Source organism: Nocardia sp. NPDC051787, from assembly GCF_040681325.1.
GTDB lineage: Bacteria > Actinomycetota > Actinomycetes > Mycobacteriales > Mycobacteriaceae > Nocardia.
Genome location: NZ_JBFAYO010000006.1, coordinates 58,551 through 76,233 on the forward strand (window position 1 = coordinate 58,551; position 17,683 = coordinate 76,233).

General features: G+C 67.8%; 15 protein-coding genes and 2 pseudogenes. 8 read left to right on the forward strand and 9 right to left on the reverse strand.

Annotated features, from left to right (window positions below):
• Positions 1-56: 56 nt before the first annotated feature.
• Positions 57-431: a hypothetical protein gene (locus AB0M45_RS08230; protein ID WP_364324244.1), complete on the forward strand. Its 375-nt coding sequence runs from the start codon at positions 57-59 to the stop codon at positions 429-431.
• A 64-nt stretch (positions 432-495) separates the two neighbouring features.
• Here the strand turns inward: AB0M45_RS08230 and AB0M45_RS08235 are convergent, their stop codons facing one another.
• Positions 496-1,689, reverse strand: coding sequence for a helix-turn-helix transcriptional regulator (locus AB0M45_RS08235; RefSeq protein ID WP_364324245.1), 1,194 nt, complete (start codon positions 1,687-1,689; stop codon positions 496-498).
• A gap of 599 nt (positions 1,690-2,288) precedes the next feature.
• On the opposite strand from AB0M45_RS08235, the gene AB0M45_RS08240 reads away from it, so the two are divergent.
• The gene (locus AB0M45_RS08240; protein ID WP_364324247.1) at positions 2,289-2,732 is read left to right on the forward strand and encodes a hypothetical protein; all 444 of its coding nucleotides are present in this window, start codon (positions 2,289-2,291) and stop codon (positions 2,730-2,732) included.
• 470 nt (positions 2,733-3,202) lie between these two features.
• Here the strand turns inward: AB0M45_RS08240 and AB0M45_RS08245 are convergent, their stop codons facing one another.
• From AB0M45_RS08245 to AB0M45_RS08280, 8 genes and pseudogenes are all read right to left on the reverse strand, one after another.
• Positions 3,203-4,495: an MFS transporter gene (locus AB0M45_RS08245; protein ID WP_364324872.1), complete on the reverse strand. Its 1,293-nt coding sequence runs from the start codon at positions 4,493-4,495 to the stop codon at positions 3,203-3,205.
• A gap of 309 nt (positions 4,496-4,804) precedes the next feature.
• A pseudogene (locus AB0M45_RS08250) lies at positions 4,805-5,161 on the reverse strand (FAD-dependent oxidoreductase); the annotation flags it as partial.
• A 253-nt stretch (positions 5,162-5,414) separates the two neighbouring features.
• Complete coding sequence (locus tag AB0M45_RS08255) at positions 5,415-6,179, reverse strand: 3-oxoacyl-ACP reductase (RefSeq protein WP_364324249.1); 765 nt, start codon at positions 6,177-6,179, stop codon at positions 5,415-5,417.
• 29 nt (positions 6,180-6,208) lie between these two features.
• Positions 6,209-7,570, reverse strand: a complete 1,362-nt coding sequence (locus AB0M45_RS08260; RefSeq protein WP_364324252.1) for an aldehyde dehydrogenase family protein — start codon at positions 7,568-7,570, stop codon at positions 6,209-6,211.
• Positions 7,567-8,313: a gamma-glutamyl-gamma-aminobutyrate hydrolase family protein gene (locus AB0M45_RS08265; protein ID WP_364324255.1), complete on the reverse strand. Its 747-nt coding sequence runs from the start codon at positions 8,311-8,313 to the stop codon at positions 7,567-7,569. Before AB0M45_RS08265 ends, AB0M45_RS08260 begins: the two co-directional genes overlap by 4 nt.
• Positions 8,294-9,658 (reverse strand): glutamine synthetase family protein, encoded by a 1,365-nt coding sequence (locus tag AB0M45_RS08270; RefSeq protein ID WP_364324258.1) that lies wholly within the window; start codon positions 9,656-9,658, stop codon positions 8,294-8,296. The genes AB0M45_RS08265 and AB0M45_RS08270 overlap by 20 nt, the downstream gene beginning before the upstream one ends.
• A 137-nt stretch (positions 9,659-9,795) precedes the next feature.
• On the reverse strand, positions 9,796-11,184 hold the full coding sequence (locus tag AB0M45_RS08275; protein ID WP_364324261.1) for a lipase family protein: 1,389 nt from the start codon (positions 11,182-11,184) through the stop codon (positions 9,796-9,798).
• Between the two features lie 163 nt (positions 11,185-11,347).
• On the reverse strand, positions 11,348-12,484 hold the full coding sequence (locus AB0M45_RS08280) for an alpha/beta fold hydrolase (protein ID WP_364324264.1): 1,137 nt from the start codon (positions 12,482-12,484) through the stop codon (positions 11,348-11,350).
• Positions 12,485-12,756: 272 nt separating this feature from the next.
• Here AB0M45_RS08280 and AB0M45_RS08285 point away from each other — a divergent pair, with 272 nt between their 5' ends.
• The 6 genes and pseudogenes from AB0M45_RS08285 to AB0M45_RS08310 all read left to right on the forward strand — a co-directional run.
• Positions 12,757-14,004, forward strand: a complete 1,248-nt coding sequence (locus tag AB0M45_RS08285) for a helix-turn-helix domain-containing protein (RefSeq protein WP_364324267.1) — start codon at positions 12,757-12,759, stop codon at positions 14,002-14,004.
• Positions 14,005-14,118: 114 nt separating this feature from the next.
• Complete coding sequence (locus AB0M45_RS08290) at positions 14,119-14,517, forward strand: helix-turn-helix transcriptional regulator (RefSeq protein ID WP_364324270.1); 399 nt, start codon at positions 14,119-14,121, stop codon at positions 14,515-14,517.
• A gap of 5 nt (positions 14,518-14,522) precedes the next feature.
• A complete protein-coding gene (gene modA / locus AB0M45_RS08295) occupies positions 14,523-15,287 on the forward strand; it encodes a molybdate ABC transporter substrate-binding protein (RefSeq protein WP_364324273.1) in 765 nt (254 codons plus the stop codon).
• On the forward strand, positions 15,284-16,096 hold the full coding sequence (gene modB / locus AB0M45_RS08300) for a molybdate ABC transporter permease subunit (protein ID WP_364324276.1): 813 nt from the start codon (positions 15,284-15,286) through the stop codon (positions 16,094-16,096). Before modA ends, modB begins: the two co-directional genes overlap by 4 nt.
• On the forward strand, positions 16,093-17,142 hold the full coding sequence (locus AB0M45_RS08305; protein WP_364324279.1) for an ABC transporter ATP-binding protein: 1,050 nt from the start codon (positions 16,093-16,095) through the stop codon (positions 17,140-17,142). The genes modB and AB0M45_RS08305 overlap by 4 nt, the downstream gene beginning before the upstream one ends.
• A gap of 38 nt (positions 17,143-17,180) precedes the next feature.
• A pseudogene (locus AB0M45_RS08310) lies at positions 17,181-17,424 on the forward strand (hypothetical protein); the annotation flags it as partial.
• Positions 17,425-17,683 lie beyond the last annotated feature (259 nt).

The window sequence follows — 17,683 nt, forward strand, 5'->3', positions numbered from 1 at the left end:
GTGTTAGCTGGACATCCGGAAGGAGCAGGCGGCCCCATCCCGGCTGCCGTCGACACATGGACATCCACGCCTACCCGACCGAGGCGCCCACACCGGTGGACCTCCCCGAGGCACACCGGATCACCGACCGCTACCTCACCGCCGGCGACCACGCCGCACGCGGAATCACCTACCACATCACCGAATTCGACACCTGCTTCGTCGCTGTCGCCTTCTTCGACGGACCCCCACACGCCGACCCCAACGTACCGGTAGTGGTCGTCGGCGGCTCGGTCTGCGTCATCGACAAACCCACCGGCGCGGTCTCCTACTGGCCCACCTACCCCGCCACGATGGTCGCCGACCAGTACACCGCCGCACTCCAGGACGGCCGTCTGATCATCGAGGACGACTGGCCGGAGGAGGACGAGCAGCTCGATAGCGCCGAATAATCTTTTCGTGCAGGTCCACCCGTCGACAAGGACAGCAGGCAAGGCCGTGGCAACAAGCGATAGGTCAGTATGGAACCTTTACGAAGTCGGCTAGCTCGCGAATCTCGGGTGTCAACGTCCGCCGCTTCTCGATCATTTTCCCGAGGATGTCACGCGCAAACCGTTGCTTCACAAGCCACTGTGGCAACTCCTGCCGAATTTGCTGGAGCACGGCCAACGCTTCGGGATACTGCCGCATGGCCGCGTGAGCGGCGGCGACGTCGAGCCGGTGACGTTGCCACGGCCACGGCAGTGGATACTCGACACCGCTCAGTTGCGACGAGATCGCCAGTGTGATTTCGGGTTTGTCGATGACCATGGCGTTCTCGGCTGCGAGCATCTGCACGGTGACAGGACCGAAGGCGTGCAGTAGGCCGTCTTTCGAATCATGTTCCCCATGACGGATAGCCATCCCGGCGACGCGGGCGAACGCTAGCGCGTCGTCCGCCTCACCTGGCCGGTTGTCGCGGATGGCGGCTGTCGAAACTCGTTGCAGCATAAGACCCCAGCTGGCCAGGTCCTCGCGGGAAGCCTTTGAGATCCGACGCGGTTCCAGGTCGTCGGCCCACTTGGTCGCCACCTCCCGAGCCTTGGCGAGATCTCCTTGCCGAATCCAGCGCCAGCAATCTGCGTCCGCCAATGGCGCGGCTGTACGGAGGTCCGGCGAATCATCCAACGCCAAGGCGATAGCATGATCGGCCGCGTCGAACTGCCAGGTGAGGCACATCTGCCACGCGACCATCTGGCGTATCCGTGATCGCAACCGCCGCGCATCAGTAGTATCCGAATTGGCCGTCGACACAAGGTAATCCGAGTCCCGGAGCATCGGTACGAGCTGTGGTGCCAGCTCGGTGAACCGGCCGCCACGGAACAACGGCTTGACTTCTGCGAACGTTGCGCTGACACCAGCCACGGTGGGCGGCTCGCTGAATTCGTCAGCCGGGTAGATACCAGCCAGAGCCTGTCGGACTTCTGCCCACAGCTCTACATCTGTGGCTTCGGGATCGGCCGCGTCAGGCTGGACGATCAACGCCGAGGTTTCGACGCGCAACGCGGTAGCCAATCGTCGAGCCGTCTCGGTTCTGGTCGACTCCTGCGCGCCCTGCTCGAGCAACCTGATCAGTTGAACCGATACGCCGGATCGTTCCGCGAGCTGATTCTGCGTGAGCCCGCGCCGCTTGCGGATACTGCGCAGGCGATCCCCTAGTTGTGCGCTCATAGACCAACGGTACGTGGGCCCAGATGCCGCAGTGTGGGCTGAAAATTAGTATTTTGCAAGGCCTCTGCTTCCGACTGCCATTGTGACCCCCGACGCGCACGCTGAGTCTGGTTTCAGCGCACCCGGCCGCCGAGTCGATGCTCTGATCGCGATCCCTCTCGAAATGGCACACGGGTCAGTGAGTCATCCCCGTGACTTTCCTCGGCGGTCGGTGTGCGCCCACATGGCAATCGAAGGGGTGAAGCGGTGGGGTTCAACTGGTGGCGAGAAGCCGAGCCGGATGGCACGTCAGTGCAAGAAATCGTGGACCGCGTACAAGCAGAGTGGAGAGCCGAACGTCGACGTATGCAGGCGGAAGACGGACATTCCGCCAACGCCGGACTATGGCCGGTGGGGTGGCCGCGCGAGGCGCCGGAGCAACCACTGAGCGTGACCGAGGCGCACTCGACAATGCAGCGCCATCGAGAGTGCCGGGCCCAAGACTGCCCACGCAAAGCTGCGGCGCAGCAAGCACTGATCGACGCGGGCCGGATGAGACCGGACACATCACGGGAGTACTGAGCGGCATCGGTCGCTTGGCGGAAGGAACAGGAAAAGCCATGCATGGCACCACTTCTCGGTTCAGCATCCCAGTCGCGGCAGTGGCCGTGGTCGCGGCCATCGGTGCAGGCCCGGTAGCCGCCGCACCGACACCGGTCGCCAAGCCGGTATGCGACTTCTGGACCACCTTCACCAAACCGACGCTGCTGCATCCGGTCATCTCCGCCGACGCCACGGCCGTCTGCGACAAACCGCCTGAGCGGCATACACTCGAGCTGAGTTTGGACCACGTCAATGCTGGCAGCTGGGTACGATGGGCCCTCACTGTCGATTCCGGAATTCCCACTCGTAGCGGCCGTTCTTACAAGGTATCGGCCGAGTGTGAGGCCGGGGACTGGCGGATTACCGTTCACGTCTACGGCAGTATTCAAGGCCGCCCATTCGACTTCACCGAGATAGGCGACACTCGAACGATCACCTCCAGCGAATGCCCGAGAGGATAGAGCCGATGCCGATATTCCAGGGTCGATACGCCGACTACGAACCCGACCCAGGGCTGTGGCATCGGGTGAAGTTCTGGGGGCCGGTCCGGCTCCGGCAGCTTTGGACGCGGTTACACCGCCCGAAGCCACATACGGGCCCGACGTCACCGCGACCACCGGAGCAGAACGAGTAAGGCACAACGCAGGGGTCCCGCTGACCGCATTTGACGGGGCCGGCGGGAACTCTCCGCCGAACGCTGAGAAGGAGCGGGCCCGAGGCTCGGGATCCCAAAACAGTTGCCGCAGTGGCGGACGCAGGTAAATAACAAGTCGCTATAGGTGTAACGGCGGGTGCGGGATCTCGCCGAGCTGGTCAAGGGAATTCCACGGTATCCCCGTTCAATTGCGACTAAAGACAGTCGGAGAACGCGGCTATTCGTCCCGGCAGCGGTCGAGAGCGCTCGTCGCACGTGCGGGAGCACCGGAGGAGTTCACGGAGTATGCGAAGGGAGTTCGGACGCGGGCTGCGTGAGCACGTTCGGGGCGGGCTCGCCCGCGTCGGGGACCGCGGTGCCGCGCAGGGAGGTTCCGGCGGTTTCGCGGAGGAAGGTCCAGGCGACCAGGCCGATGAGGGAGGCGCCGATCATGTAGACGGCGGGGAACAGTGCCCAGCCGGTGGCCTCGATCACCGCTTCGTTGATCAGCGGGGCGGTGCCACCGAAGGCCGCGGTGGAGACGTTGTAGGCCAGTGCGAAGCCCGCGTAGCGGACGTGGGTCGGGAAGATGGCCGGGAAGGTGGAGCTGATGGTGGACAGCTGTGGCACGTAGAGCAGCCCGAGCACGATGAATCCGGCGATGGCCCATCCGGTGCCCTGCCCCATCAACCAGTACATCGGCACCGCGAGCACCGCGAGACCCACCAGCGAGAACAGCCACATCGGGCGGCGCCCTACGCTGTCGGACAACCGGCCGAAGAACGGCAGCACCAGCATCATCACCAGCTGCCCGACCAGCATCATCGCGGTGGTCGCCGACTCGCCCATGCCGATCGTGTTCTGCAAGTAGGTGGGCTGGTAGGTGAGCAGCGTGTAGTTCACCACGTTGAGGGCAACGACCAATCCGGCCAGCGTGAGGGTTTCGCGCCGGTAGGTGGTCAACACTGCCCGCAACCCGCCCGGCGGATGCTTGTGCTCGGCGACCTCGCTGAACACCGGGCTCTCGGTCAGCCTGGCCCGCAGGTACCAGCCGGTCAGGCCGAGTGGGATGGCGATCAGGAACGGGATGCGCCAGCCCCAGTCGTGCATGGCGTCCGAGCCGAGCACGAGCTGGCAGGCCAGCACCGTCGCGGAGCCGCCGACGAAACCGGCGAGCGTGCCGAACTCCAGGAAGCTGCCGAGGAATCCGCGCCTGCGGTCGGTGGCGCACTCGGCCAGATACGTTGCGGCGCCGCCATATTCACCACCGGTCGAGAATCCTTGCACCACACGCAGGGTGATCAGCAGGATCGGAGCCAGCACACCGGCGGAAGCATGGGTGGGCAGCAGGCCGATAGCTCCGGTTGCCGCGGCCATGAGCAGAATGGTGGTGGCCAGCACTGCTTTTCGACCGATCCGGTCACCGAGCGGTCCCCATACCATGCCGCCGAGCGGCCGGAGCACGAACGAGATGGCGAAGCCGAGCATGGTGCCGAGCGTCCCCAATTCGCCGGGGAAGAAGGCGTCGGTGAGGTACGTCGCGGTGGCCGCGTAGACGCCGTAGTCGAACCATTCGGTGGCGTTGCCCATGGCGGACGCCGCCACGGAACGCCGCAGCGGGAAACCCTCGGATGTGGTCACGTGCACGTCCTCTCCAGCCCGTACACGGACCTAAGTTCGTTCCACCTCCGGCTCCTGACTTCCGGAGGTTCGGCACGAAACAAGGCCATACCCAGGTTTCTCACCGGACAAACAGCAACAGCCCGGGACAGCCCCGGAAAGAGCCGTCCTGAACTGCCGATTCACCAATATTGTGACGCCAGTCACAAATGAGTCATCCAGGCGTCGTAGCCGGACGAAAACGGCGTGGGTCCGCTACCGGCTGATCCGACGAGGAACCTCCGCCACGCCGGATACAGACGGCATCGCCGCGGAGCTGCCCACCGCGTAGATGACGTGGTCGTAGTCCAGCGTGCGGCCCGACGCCAGCCGCACCACACGGCCGGCGGTGTCGATGCACGTGGCACTGTCGACAACCAACTGGATGCCGTCACCGAGCATCGTGCCGTAGTCGACCGTCGCGTCGCGGGTGCCGGCCACGAACTGGTGCAGCCGGATTCGGTCGACGAACTCCGGGCGGGGATTGACCAGCGTGATGTCGACATCAGTGCGCATCCGCAGATGATTGGCCGCCAGTGTTCCGGCGTAACCGCCGCCGATGACGACGACGTTGTGGTGTGTGGCGTGTCCAGTCATGCCCTCGAGACACCGCAGAGCGCCGAAACATCACACGATACGGCGTGACATACGTCACTCCACTCGAGAGCATGGGGACACGGCGACCGCCATCCCTGGGTGTGGAGTCGAGGCAACACCGATCTGACAGATCCGCGCCGCAGCCGGACCGAACATCTGGCCGCCCGATCCGCAATACACGCGACCTCCCGGACGTGTAACCCGATTCGCGAGACGCGGGAGGCGTCGGTCGACATCCAGCGCGTACGCCTGACTACAGCGGCGTAACGTACGCGCCCGCGATGCCGCCGTCGACCATGAACTGCGAGGCGGTGATGAACGAGGAGTCGTCGCTGGCGAGAAATGCGACGGCCGCCGCGATCTCCTCCGGTTCCGCGAACCGCCCGAGTGGCACGTGCACCAGGCGACGGGCCGCACGCTCGGGGTCCTTGGCGAACAATTCCCGCAGCAGCGGCGTGTTCACTGGACCGGGGCACAGGGCGTTGACCCGAATACCGTTGCGCGCGAACTGAACTCCGAGTTCCCGGCTCATCGCCAACACCCCGCCTTTTGAGGCGGTGTAGGAGATCTGCGAGGTCGCCGCGCCCATCACCGCGACGAACGACGCGGTGTTGATCACCGACCCCTTGCCGCGCTCCAGCATGTGCCCGATCGCGTACTTGCTGCACAGATAGACCGAGGTCAGGTTGACCTCTTGCACGCGGCGCCAGGCGTCGATGCCGGTGGTCAGGATCGAGTCGTCCTCCGGGGGCGAGATGCCCGCGTTGTTGAACGCGATGTCCAACCCGCCGTACGTGTCCACCGCGGTCTGGAACAGCGCCTCGACCTGGGCTTCGTCCGTGACGTCCACCTGGACGTACCGCCCTGCGACCTCTTCGGCCGCCGCTTTGCCGGTCTCGGCGTCGATGTCGGCGACGACCACCTTCGCCCCCTCGGCCGCGAAACGGCGGACCGTGGCCAGACCGATACCGCTCCCGCCGCCGGTGACGACGGCGACTCGATCCTGTAAGCGCTGCAACGTATCTCCTGTCGGGATGTGCGGGGTGGTCACTGGGTGGCGAGGAAGACGTTCTTGGTCTCCGTGAACGCCAGCGCGGCGTCCGGCCCGAGCTCACGCCCCAGCCCGGACTGCTTGAAACCGCCGAACGGCGTCCAATACCGCACGGACGAATGCGAATTCACCGAGAGGTTGCCCGCCTCCACGCCGCGCGCCACCCGCAAAGCCCGGCCCACGTCATTGGTCCAGATCGACCCGGACAGGCCGTAGTCGGTGTCGTTGGCGATCCCCAGCGCGTCGGCCTCGTCCTCGAACGGAAGCACCGCGACCACCGGGCCGAACACCTCCTCGGTGAGCACCCGGTCGGTGGGCGCGCCGGGCAGCACGACCGTCGGCGGATACCAGAATCCGGGGCCGCCGGGCGCGTTCCCGGTGAACGCGACCTTGGTCGAGGGCTGCACGAACTCGGCGACACGCTCGCGATGCGCGGCCGAGATCAACGGGCCCATCTCGGTGGACTCGTCGAACGGATCGCCGACCCGCACACCACGCACCGCCGGTTCCAGCAACTCGAGGAAACGGTCGAACACACTGCGTTGCACCAGGATTCGAGAGCGGGCGCAGCAGTCCTGGCCGGCGTTGTCGAAGACGCCGTACGGCGCGGTTGCCGCCGCCCGTTCCAGGTCGGCGTCGGCGAACACGATGTTCGCGCTCTTGCCGCCGAGTTCCAGCGTCACCCGTTTCACCTGCCGCGCGCAGCCCGCCATGATCTGCTTGCCCACCTCGGTGGAGCCGGTGAACACCACCTTGCGGACCGCGGGATGGGCGACGAACCGCTGACCCACCACCGAGCCCTTACCCGGCAGCACCTGGAATACGCCCTCGGGCAGCCCCGCCGCCAGCGCGAGTTCCCCGAGCCGCAGCGCGGTCAGCGGCGTGAGCTCGGCGGGCTTCAGCACCACCGTGTTGCCCGCCGCGAGCGCGGGCGCGAACCCCCACGCCGCGATCGGCATCGGGAAGTTCCACGGCACGATCACCCCGACCACACCGAGCGGTTCGTGAAAAGTGATGTCGACTCCGCCCGCGACCGGGATCTGATTGCCCAGCAGCCGTTCCGGCATCCCGGCGGCGTAGTGCAGCACGTCGCGGACGTTGCCCGCCTCCCAGCGTGCGTTGCCGATGGTGTGCCCGGCGTTCGCGACCTCGAGCCGCGCGAGGTGCTCGAGGTCCGCGTCGACCGCGGCGGCGAACCGGCGCAGCAGCCGGGCCCGGTCGCCCGGCGCCACCTCGCGCCACGCGACCGAAGCGCGCTGGGCCGCCGCGATGGCCGCGTCGGACTCCGCTTCGCCGAGCAGCTCGATGGACGTGACGACTTGTTCCGTCGCCGGGTTGACCACGTGCGCTGTCGTCACGAGTTGCGCTCCCTTCGGTGGGTGTCGGCCGCCTCGACCAGGGCCTGGGTCAACCGGCGATCGGTGGCGTCGGCCTCCGGATGCCATTGCACACCCACCAGGAACGACCCGTCGGACGCTTCCACGGCCTCGATCGTGCCGTCGGCGGCGTGGGCGGTGGCGGTCAGACCGTCCGCGAGCCGGTCCACGGCCTGATGGTGGTGGCAGTAGACCTTCACCTCGGGACCGGCGAGTTCCGCGACCCGGCTGCCCGTGGCGGTCAGCACGCGGGTGGCGGTGAACCCGCCCGCGACGCCGGAATGCTCCTCGTGGCCGACGACATCGGGCAGATGGGGAATCAAGGTGCCGCCGAGTGCCACGTTCGCCAGCTGGAGCCCGCGGCACACCGCGAGGATCGGCATGCCCGCGGCTCTGGCCAGCTCGAACAGACCGAACTCCGATTCGTCGCGATCGGGCCTGGTGTAGCCGGGAATCCCTGCCGAGGGCCCATCGTAGCGCGCGGGATCGATGTCGGCGCCACCGGTGAGCACCAACCCGTCGAGCCGCCGCACCAGTTCGGGACGCGCTACCCCCGCGGGTGGCAGCAACACCGGGATGCCACCCGCGGCCACCACCATGTCGACGTAGGCGTGCGGCAGCACCGCGCTGGGCAGATCCCACGCGTTGAAGCGGGTTTGTTCCACATAGGTGGGCAAGCCGATCACGGGACGGGCTCCCGCGACCTCAGAGTCGTTCGAAACCACGGATACGCTCCCAGTCGGTGACCGCGGCGTCGTAGGCGTCCAACTCCACCCGGGCCGCGTTGCGGTAGTGCTCCACTACATCATCACCGAAGGCCGCGCGCGCCACCGTGCTGTCCCCGAACAGCTGGGCCGCCTCGCGCAGCGTGTGGGGCACGCGCGGGCGCTCCGAGTGGTAGGCGTTGCCGTGGAATTCCGGCTCCAGCGGCAGCCGCCGATCGATGCCGTGCAGTCCCGCCGCGATCAGCGCGGCGACGGCGAGGTACGGGTTCACGTCACCGCCGGGCACGCGGTTCTCCATCCGCAGCGCGTGGTCCTCGCCCACCACGCGAATCGCGCAGGTCCGGTTGTCCCGGCCCCACGCGATCGCGGTGGGCGCGAAGCTGCCCGCCACGAATCGCTTGTAGGAGTTGATGTTCGGGGCCAGCAGGTAGGTGAACTCGCGCAGGCAGTCCAGCTGTCCCGCGATGAAATGCCGCATCAGCGCGGAGGTTCCGTCGGCTCCGTCGCCCGCGAACACCGGCTCACCCGCCTCGCTACGCAGGCTCAGATGGATATGGCAGGAATTGCCCTCTCGTTCATTGTATTTCGCCATGAACGTGAGGCTGCGCCCCTCTTGGGCGGCGATCTCCTTCGCGCCGGTCTTGTAGATGCTGTGGTTGTCACAGGTGGCCAGGGCTTCGTCGTACCGGAACGCGATCTCGTGCTGGCCGGGATTGCATTCGCCCTTGGCCGACTCGACGTACATCCCCGCCCCGTCCATCTCCTTCCGGATGCGCCGCAGCAGCGGCTCGATCCGCGCGGTACCGAGCATCGAGTAGTCGACGTTGTACTGGTTGGCCGGTGTCAGCCCGCGATATCCGGCGTTCCAGGCCGCCTCGTAGCTGTCGGCGAACACCAGGAATTCGAGTTCGGTCCCGACGAACGCGCGCAGTCCACGCTCGGCCAGCCGGTCCAGCTGCTTGCGCAGCACCTGGCGCGGTGAGGCGGCGACCGGTCGCCCGTGCGGCACCACGTGCTCCACGTCGCACAGCACCAGCGCCGTGCCCGGCCACCACGGCACCATCCGCAGCGTGCGCAGGTCCGGCCGGAGCACGACGTCCCCGTACCCGGTTTCCCAGGACGAAAGGGCGTAGCCGCCGACGGTCGCCATGTCCACGTCCACCGCGAGCAGGTAACCGCACGCCTCGGTCGCGTGCTGGAGCACCTCGTCCAGGAAATAGCGTGCCGCGCAGCGCTTTCCCTGTAGCCGGCCTTGCATGTCGGTCATCGCGACCAGCACGGTGTCGACCTCCCCCGTGTCGACCCGGTCCCGCAACTGCGCCACACTCAGCATCCCGCTACGCATCCACGACCCCTCTCGGCACCAACCGTGCTCACGCTAGAGCAAAACGGACACGTTCGTGACCTGACACACGAATCTCGGACCAAGACGCCCTGCGAGATCTCGCCTGCTCAGCGGCGCGATGCGAGGAAGGGAGCGGGTCAGGACAACGGGTTGCGCAGTGCCGCGGGAAGGATGGACAGGCGGCGCGGACGGATACGCGGTGCAGCGAGCACGCGCGGCGCGCGGATGGGCAGACCGAGCCACATCCGGACCAGCAGGCCCGCGAAGCGCAGGTGACCGGTCACCCACGGTCCGGCGAAGGCGAGCGACCAGACGGTCTCGGTGCCCGCGGGAGGCAGCTCGCGGTCGGCAAAGCGTGCCGCGATCCAGTCGACCATCACCGGCAGTGCCTGGAATTGCAGAAGCAGGTGGGTGCTGAGCCGGTCGCGCAGGTAGCGCACGTGAACGCCCGCGTCGGCGTAGCGCGCCACGTGGCCGTCGACGTCCTCGACCGCGATCACCTCGTCGTGCACGCCCTGCAGCACGAACATGGGCATGGCGGGGGCGCGACGGCCGGGATGGATGTCGTCGAGAATGCGCCGCAGTCCGGGCTGGGCGAGCATGGCGGCGAGATCCTTCCCGCTGTGCTTTTCGACGTCGCGCCGGGCGAATCGGTAGAGCAGCGGGAAGGTCGCGGACTTCTCGGCCTGGGCCATCCAGCCGAGGTACCTCGCGTCCAAGTGTGCGGTCAGCAGGCGGTCCAGTTCCGGATACCCGCGCCGCAGTCCCGCGGTGAAGACGGCGGCGAACCCCGCGAACAGCGTGCCGTTGAGCCGGACGAACGCGGCGGCCGGGTCGCCGACCGGCGATCCGGCGACCGCGCCGACGACGTTCAGCTCGGGCGCGTACTCGGTGGCCATCTCCGCGGCCCATGCGGTCGCCAATCCACCGCCCGAATATCCCCACAGCGCAACGGGTGTCGTCGTATCCAGCCCGAGCGGGGCGAAGGCGAGAGCCGCGCGGATGGCGTCGAGCGCGCGATACCCCGGCTCTCTGGCGACGCCGAAACGGCCCGTGGTTCCCCCGTGATCCGGGATCGATACCGCCCAGCCTCGCGCCAGCGCGCTGACGATCAGCGGCAACTCGAGTTGCGGAATCGACCCCGGCGCCCGCGCACCGTGCCGCAGCGCGTATGAGGGAGAGCATTTCGAGGCGACCGCGTCGATCGCGCACTGGAAGGAGACCAGCGGCCGCGGTTCGGCAGGATCCGCGCCCCACGGCAGCAGTACGGTGGTCACCGCGACCTCGGGAACGCCGTCGAGATCACAGGTTCGATAGAGCAGCTGCCACGCCGAAATGCGCTGGCGCACAAGGCCGAAGAATCCGATCTCCACTCCGCGCGAGCGGATGATGGCGCCGGGACGCAATCGTCCGGCCGCGGGGGGCGGTGTGTAGAACGGATCGTCTTCGGGCAGGCTCGGCCGATGCGAGGACGCCGTCGGATCCGGCGACACCGCACCCGCATCCCACTCGGGCTCCACACTCATCCGGTTCATCCTTTCCGACGGCACCGCGGTGGTTCCGGCATCGCCGGCGATAAATGGCGGCGTGCCCGTACTCCACCCAACCAATGCGGCGGCCGGAAAAGAATTGTTCCGGGTGCCAATTAGCCGGTCGCGGTTTCTCCTGTCGATGCAGTGACAGCGCCACTCACAGGCTGCCGTTGCCGCCGACCATCCAGGGATTGAAGGTGCATTCCAGCGTCGGGTGCGCGACCGGATCGAGCGCGTGCAAAACGATGGACGCCGAACGCGGGGAATACATGATCGTCAGATGGTCGGAATAATCCTGCTCACATCCGTCCTGCAGCGTGATGTTGTCCACGGTCGCGCCGGGGCCCGGCTGCAGGAAGGTCCAGTGGTAGGGGTTCATGATTTCGTCGTAGCGCGAGGCGACCGACGTGTAGGCCACACCGGGTACCGTGTCGCCCTGCGCGTTCAGCTTGGCGTAGAACGGCGAGCCCGCCGCCTGCTGGATATTCGACATGCCGACCAAGGGTTCGTAGAAACCGAGGATGTCGACGCCCAGGTTGTTGATGATCCGTCCCAGCGTCGCGATGCCCATCAGCGAGGTGCCGTGGTGGGTGGCGCCGAAGCTGATCAGCTTGCCGACTTTGCCCTCGCCGCCGTCGAATTTCAGATAGTGGTTGGCGACCGTGCCGCCTTGGGAATGCCCGACGATGTCGACCGCCTGCGCGCCCGTCGCGGCCAGCACGCGATCCACGAAATCGCGCAATTGACGGGACGATTCCTCCATCCGGCCGAGTCCGTAGCGGCCGGGCATGATCGCGCCGAGCCCGCCACCGTCCAACAGAGCGGAGCGCCCGAAGTTGAAGGCGAACACGCAGTAACCGGCGCGCGCCAGGCGCGGCGAGAGGTAGGCGAAGCTGTCGTAGGCGTTCAGCCACGTGGCGTGCAGCAGGACCACCGGCCGCGGGTGTTCGGCCGTCGGCGTGCAGTTCCAGCGATTCGCCCCTGGCGGGGCGACGTCGGGATGGACCAGGCCGTAGGCGTACGCGGCCAGATACGCCGACATCTCCGGCCCCTCCCCCAACGTGTCGGAAGCCACGCTGGTCGCCCAACCTGATGAGCTGCCGGAGTCCACGATCGCCCGCGGCTGCCTGCCGTCCGGAGCTGGGGCCAGGCCCGCGTCGATGTACTCCGCGAGCGCCTGCTGTGTCGGTTCGATTTCCTGCGCGTACGCCAGCCCGGTACCGAGCGCCGTCGCGATGGTCACGCCCGCGATCACCGCGGCCCCCAGAATTGCCCGTCGAGCGTTGTGCCGCATTGCAAACATCCGATTCACTTCCGTTCCCGCCGAAGATGCGCGGCCCCGGCGCCGAATAGACCACCGCCACACAATGTTTGCCACGACACATTCGACCGGTTATGTGATCGGGACCATATTCACGAGCCGCGGTCCGAATCTATGGCGATGCCCGGCCGGTGTCACTGCACCGCGAGGAGAAGATTCCGCCCGGAAATTGGTGTCGGAGCCAAAATTCGGGGGCTGCCTCGCAGAACCTTGCCGCGGGTTGTGTGGTCGGAAACAATCGGCCCATGTCCGTCGCGTTGTCCCCGGTTGCCGGTGATGCTCCTTTGGTTGCCCGGCTGCTCACCCGCTGGCCGCAGATCGCCGAGCGCATGTTCGCCGCGGGGCTGGGCACCACCCCACCGGCCGCCGATCTGCCGGAGGGGCATTTCACCGCCGAGGTGCTGCCCGCGATCTACGCCTGCGGCCGCGCAGTGCTCCAGGCGATCGGCGAACAGCGCAATTTCACCAAGACCGAGGTCGCGACCTTCGTCGCCCCGGTGGCCGAGCGGCATGCCGAAGACCGGTTTCCGCTGCCCATCCTGATCGAGGCCATTCACGGTTCCGCGCAGTCGGTGCTGAAAGAAGCCGCGGCCCTGGCTTCCCGCGAGGAGCTCGACGACCTCGTCCTGATCGGCAGCCGCCTGCTCGACCTGCTGATGCAGATCAACATCACCGTCGTGGAGACCTACACCGAGGTCGAACAGTCCATCTACAACGCCGAGCGCGAAGCGCGGCGCGCGCTGTGCTCGGCGCTGCTGCACGGGCTGCCCGCCGCGGAGCTGGCGGCGCGAGCCGACACCGCCCTGGCCGAGCACTACACCGTGCTCGCGATCCACATCCGGCACGACGACCAGCCGAGCACCGTCGCGACGCTCCTCGGCCGGCGCCGCATCCGCATCCTGCACCGCGCGCTGGACGCCCTCGCAGGCACGACGACGCTGGCCACCTTCGACGGCTGGACGGGAATCGCGTTGCTGCCCAGCGCCTCCGACGCCGAGATCGACGACACGCGTTACGCGCGGCTGGCCTCGGAGCTGACCGAACAATTCGGCGTGCCGGTGTTCCTCGCCGAATATCCCTCCGTGCCGATGGATGCCATTCCGCAGACCGCCAAGGAAGCCACCGACCTCGGCGAACTCGCCCGGCTGCTCGGCCGGCCATCGGGTGTCTACCAGCTCGACGACCTGCTGCTGGAATACCAGCTGACCAGACCGGGCACCGCCCGCGCCCGGCTGGCCGAGCGCATCGCCCCGATTCTGGACAGCCCGCACCTGCTCGAAGCGCTCGACGCGCACCTGCGTCACGGCTCCGACCGCAAAGCCGCCGCCGCCGAGATCCACGTGCATCCCAACACCTTCAGCTACCGCTTGCGTCGCGTCGCCGACCTCACCGGTGTCGATCCCACCGATCCGCACGACTCGCGGTTGCTGGCCGCCGCGTTGACGATCCAGCGCCTGTATCCGGGCCAGCCGACCGGCTCCGGCCAGAGTTAGCGCGCGGAAACTCGCTAGCCGCGCTTCGCACCGCTGACATCCCGCGAAAGCGGGGAACATCACGATCCACTTTCGCCGCTTGCTTTCCGCAGATGCGGAAATAAACTGCTCCGCATGTCGAATTTGCGGATCAGTGAGGCAGCGGCGCTGCTCGGGGTCAGCGACGACACCGTGCGGCGCTGGATCGATCAGGGCAAGCTGACCGCCGTCCAGCTCGACAGCGGGCGCAAAGGCGTCCGCGGCCGGGAACTCGCCGAATTCCTCCGGGCCAACGCGGAGGCGCCGGAGCCCGGCGTCATCGTGGCCGCGTCGGCCCGCAATCGGCTGCGCGGCATCGTCACGCGGGTGGTGAAAGACACCGTGATGGCGCAGGTCGAGATGCAGGCTGGTCCGTTCCGGCTGGTGTCGCTGCTGAGCCGGGAATCGGTCGACGAACTCGGGCTCGAGGTCGGCAGCGTCGCGGTGGCGTCGGTCAAATCGACGCACGTCGTGGTGGAGGTACCGGAAAGTTGACCAGGATGATTCGATCGCTGAGCGTGGCGGCCGCCGCCGTGGTGGTGACGGGCTGCGGCGCCGACCAGGCCGGACCCGCCGGTTCGGACGCGCTCGGCGGCACCGCGACGGTGTTCGCCGCCGCCTCCTTGACCGAGACGTTCACCGAGCTCGGCCGCCGATTCGAGGCCGCGCACCCCGGAGTGCGGGTCGTCTACAGCTTCGGCGCCAGTTCCGCGCTGGCCGAGCAGATCATCCAGGGCGCCCCCGCCGACGTCTTCGCCTCGGCCGCGCCGAAGAACATGCAGCAGGTCGTGGACAAAGGCGAAGTGACCGCCGTCCCGGCCACCTTCGTACGCAACCGCCTGGAGATCGCGGTACCCAAGGGCAACCCGGGCCGGATCACCGGGTTGGCCGACTTCGGCAAGACCGAGCCGAAGATCGCGCTGTGCGCCGAGCAGGTGCCGTGCGGAGCCGCCGCCGAGACGGTCTTCCAGGTGGCGGGCATCAACCCCCAGCCCGACACCCACGAGGCGGACGTGAAAGCGGTCCTGACCAAGGTGAAGCTCGGCGAAGTCGACGCGGCACTGGTCTATCGCACCGAAGTGCGAACGGGCGGCGGCCAGGTGGAGGGCATCGCCTTCCCGGAGGCCGGCAAGGCGGTCAACGATTACCCGGTCGCGCCGCTGGCGCACGCGCCCAACGCCGCGGCAGCGGCCGCGTTCGTCGAGTTCGTGCGATCCGAGCAGGCGCGAGCGGTGTTCGCGAAGGCGGGATTCGACGCACCGTGATCCGATCGGCGCGGCGCTGGGCACCGTCGGGACGACGACCGCTCGTTCTGGTGCTGCCCGCACTGTGCGCGCTGGCATTCCTGGTCGTCCCGCTGCTGGGACTGCTGCTGCGCGCGCCGTGGCGAACCCTGCCCGATCGGCTGTTGACCGCCGAAGTCGGCCGGGCGCTACGGCTTTCGCTGCTGTGCGCGAGCCTGGCCACGGCGCTCTGCCTGGTGTTCGGCATTCCGCTGGCCTGGCTGCTGGCCCGCGGGGAGGTGCCGGGGCGTGGGCTGATCCGGGCGCTGGTCACCGTGCCGCTGGTGTTGCCGCCGGTGGTCGGCGGCGTCGCCCTGCTCCTCGTGCTCGGCAGGCGCGGGCTGGTCGGCCGGTACCTGTACGAATGGTTCGGCGTCGCATTGCCTTTCACGACCGCGGGCGTGGTGGTCGCGGAAGCCTTCGTGGCGATGCCGTTCCTGGTGATCTCGGTGGAGGGTGCGCTGCGAGCGGCCGATCCTCGGTTCGAGGAGGCGGCCGCGACGCTCGGCGCGTCACGCTGGCTGACATTCCGGCGGGTCACGCTGCCGTCGGTACTGCCGGGCATCGTCGCGGGCGGGGTGTTGTGCTGGGCGCGGGCCCTCGGCGAATTCGGCGCCACCATCACGTTCGCGGGCAACTTCCCCGGTCGGACCACCACGATGCCGCTGGCCGTCTATCTCGCATTGGAGACCGATCCCGACGACGCGATCGTGCTGAGTCTGGTGCTGCTCGCCGTTTCGGTGGCGGTGCTGGTCGCGTTGCGGGAGCGGTGGATCCGGGGGGCGATATGACGCTCGAAGCGCATCTGCGGGTCAGCCGGGAGCGGTTCCGGCTCGATATCCCGGTGAACGTCACGGCAGGCGAAGTGATCGCTCTGCTCGGGCCCAATGGCGCGGGCAAGACCACGGCGTTGCGCGCGTTGGCCGGATTGACGCCACTCACCGGCGGCGCGATCCGGTTGGACGGCGACACCTGGGACGCACCACCGAAGGTGTTCCTGCCTGCCGAGCGTCGCCGGGTCGGTGTCGTCTTCCAGGACTACTTGCTGTTCGGCCATCTGAGCGCGCTGGACAACATCGCGTTCGGCCTGCGCGCCCGCGGACATCGTCGTGCCGCGGCCCGCGACCGCGCCGCGCATTGGCTGCGGCGCGTCGGCCTCGCCGAGCAGGCCGGGGCCAGACCGCGCACCTTGTCCGGTGGCCAGGCCCAGCGGGTCGCGCTGGCCAGGGCGCTCGCCACCGACCCGGCACTACTGCTGCTCGATGAGCCGCTGGCCGCGCTGGACGCGAGTACGCGTGCACGGGTCCGATCGGATCTTGCCCACCACCTCGCCGACTACCCGGGTCACACCGTGCTGGTCACACACGATCCGCTCGATGCGATGGTTCTCGCCGATCGCCTCGTGATCATCGAGCACGGCGCCGTGGTGCAGGAGGGCCCGCCCGCTGAAGTGGCCCGGCGCCCGCGCTCCGACTACGTCGCCAACCTGGTCGGCCTCAACCTCTACCGCGGCACCGCTCGCGGCACCACCGTCGAGTTCGCCGACGGCGGCACCTTCACCGTGGCCGAGCCCGGCCGAGGACCGGTTCACATCGCCTTCCCGCCGACCGCGGTCGGTCTGCACCCCGCGCCGCCGGAAGGCAGCCCACGCAACAGCTGGCCCGTCACCATCGCCGGTATCGAGCAGCACGCCCACACCATCCGGGTCCGCCTGGACGGGATACCACCCGTGCTCGCCGACGTCACGCCTGCCACCGTGGCGGAGCTGCGCCTACGGCCGGGCATGCGACTGTGGGCCGCGGTCAAGGCCACCGAAATACACACCTACCCCGCCTGAGAAGGTCTCCCTGGACGACATGGCCGGAGAGGTGAACGCGATTTCCGGAGATTGCGTGGTCGATCACTCCGGGCAACTCCTCGCCGCTGACCGACGGCGCATCGGCCGCGCTGATCATGAGCGAGGAGGCCGCGGCGCAATCGCCCTCGGACATCCGCTCGGCGCGGCAGGCACCCGCATCTGGCCAATCACCTGGAGCAGACCGGCGGCCCCTACGGACTGCGGACGATGTGCGAGGCGGGCGGTCCGGCCAACGCCACCATCATCGAACGCCTCGGATGAGCCTGCTCCGCCCTGGTCACGGGGCACCGGGTGCCGAGGCGGCCCGACGTCTCGACCGGGCCTGGTGGGCCTGAGCCCTCGTTACCGGGCCGCGACCGGGCCGGGGAGATCCGGCGCCGAAGACGATGCCGAATCCTCGCATGAAATATCTGGATTCGGCTCGATAATTGAATTGCGAATTGCGAAGTACTGCGTGAATACGGCGATCAGCAATGTCGCTATGAAATAGCCCGGCGCCTACCGCATTGCACGGTAGGCG